The organism is Microbacterium sp. Ag1 (genome assembly GCF_001005635.1).
GTDB classification, from domain to species: Bacteria; Actinomycetota; Actinomycetes; order Actinomycetales; family Microbacteriaceae; genus Microbacterium; species Microbacterium oxydans.
On the sequence record NZ_LBCR01000005.1, the window covers coordinates 1 to 2,294 of the forward strand.

Here is a 2,294-nt window from a genome sequence, read left to right on the forward strand (position 1 = left end):
TTCCATCGACACGCGCAGCACGCCTTCGGCCGCCTGGGCGATGAGCTTGCGGCCCACCTCGGTCGACCCGGTGAAGGAGAGCTTGCGCAGGCGCGGGTCGGCGATGATGGGCGCCGACAGCGCACTCGACTTCGACGTCTGCACGACGTTCACGACACCGGCGGGAAGGCCTGCCTGCTCGAGCAGCGAGACGAAGTACATGGTCGTCAGGGGCGTGAGTGCCGGGGGCTTGATCACGACGGTGCAGCCCGCTGCGAGTGCGGGGGCGATCTTGCGGGTGGCCATGGCGAACGGGAAGTTCCACGGCGTCACGAAGAACGACGGTCCGACCGGGCGCTGCGATACGACCATGTGGCCGGTGCCCTCGGGGTTGATGCCGTAGCGACCGCTGATGCGCACGGCCTCCTCGCTGAACCAGCGCAGGAACTCCCCGCCGTAGCCGACCTCGCCACGTGCTTCGGTGAGAGGCTTGCCCATCTCGAGCGTCATGAGAAGGGCCAGATCCTCCTTGTGCTCCTGCACGAGGTCGAAGGACTTGCGGAGGATCTCGCTGCGCACGCGCGGAGCCGTCGCGGCCCAGGCGTCCTGCGCGGCGACTGCGGCGTCGAGGGCGCGGATGCCGTCGCCGGGCGTCGCGTCGGCGATGGTGCGGATCACGGAACCGGTCGCGGGGTCCTTCACATCGAAGGTGCCGCCGGTCTCGCCGTCGATCCACTGGCCCCCGATGAAGAGTCCGGTGGGGATGCTGTCCAGGAGCGCCTGTTCGGTCTGAGTGCTCATGATTCTCTTTCTGTGAGGAGGGCTAGGAGCGCTTGCGTCGACTGGGCGGTGCGTCGATGCCCAGGGTCTGTCCGCGGAAGAAGGCGGGCCGTCTGATCGCGTTCCAGATCATGACGACGATGCCGACGACGATGATCAGCATTCCGAGGATGAACACGATGCCGACCCCGCCGATCTGCGAGCCGGAGCCGTAGGCCGGGTCCATCGAGTCGATCAGCGTGGTGAAGAACAGCACCGCGAGGATCGCGCCACCGACCAGCGGGAACAGGAACGTGAAGAAGAAGTTCCGCGTCGAGTCGAACCACTGCTTGCGGAAGTACCAGACGCAGGCGAATGCGGTGATCCCGTAGTAGAAGCAGATCATCATGCCGAGCGTCAGGATGGTGTCCCACAGCGTGTCCTCGCTGACGATGCGCATCACGGCGTAGAAGGCCGATGCCACGATGGCGGAGGCGATGGTCGCGTACCCCGGGGTGAAGAACCGCGGGCTGACCTTCGCGAACGACTTGGGCAGTGCGCCGTAGTGCCCCATCGCCAGCAGGGTGCGCGCGGGACCCACGAACGTGGACTGCAGCGACGATGCCGAACTGGTCAGCACCGCGAGCGACACGAGGAACGCGAGCGGGCCGAGGATCGGGCCGGAGAGGTGGAAGAACACGTTCTCCTGGATGTCCTCGTTGCCGAGGCCCAACGCTCCGGTGCCGACGCCGGCGAACATGATCATCGCGACCGCCAGCAGCAGGTACAGGGAGACGATCATGAGCACCGTGACGGTGGCGGCACGCCCCGGGGTCTTCTCCGGATCCTTGGTCTCCTCGTTCATGGTGAGGGTGACGTCCCAGCCCCAGAATATGAAGATCGACAGGGAGAGGCCGGCGGCGACGGCGCTGAACGACGAGATCGCGAACGGGTTGAACCAGCCGAGGTCGAACGGCTGGTAGTCGAAGCCGTTGCCGTTCACCGCCTGCACGATCGCGGCCCCGGCGAAGAACAGCAGCACGAGGATCTGGAAGCTGACGAGCCAGTACTGCAGCTTCTGCGTCGTCTGCATGTCGCGGTACGAGATCCACGTCGCGCCGAGCATGAACAGCAGGCACACGCCGATGTTGATCCAGGTGACGCTCGCGAGGGAGGCGATGTCGGGGTTGCCCGTGATCTGCGAGATCAGCAGGAAGAGGAAGTCCACGGCGATGCCCGCGAGGTTGGACAGCACGAGGATCGTGGCGACGACGAGGCCCCAGCCGGCCATCCAGCCGACCCAGGGACCGAAGGCGCGGGCCGCCCAGGTGAACGACGTTCCGGAGTCGGGCATCCGGTTGTTGAGCTCGCGGTAGCCGAAGGCGACCAGGAGCATCGGGATGAACCCGACGAGGATGATCGCCGGGATCTGGGACCCGACGGTGGAGGCCACGGGTCCGACGGCCGCCGTGAACGTGTAGGCGGGCGCGATGCACGAGATGCCGATCACGACCGCGCCGATCAGGCCGACCGTTCCGGCGCTCAGGCCCTTGGTG

General features: G+C 66.5%; 2 protein-coding genes. Both read right to left on the bottom strand.

Going from position 1 to position 2,294, the window contains the following annotated elements:
• A partial coding sequence (locus tag AAY78_RS00040) for an aldehyde dehydrogenase family protein (RefSeq protein WP_046746341.1) occupies positions 1 to 780 on the bottom strand: 780 nt, incomplete at its 3' end.
• Between the two features lie 22 nt (positions 781 to 802).
• Positions 803 to 2,294, bottom strand: a 1,492-nt coding sequence (locus AAY78_RS00045) for an APC family permease (protein WP_046746342.1), incomplete at its 5' end; no start/stop codon positions are given.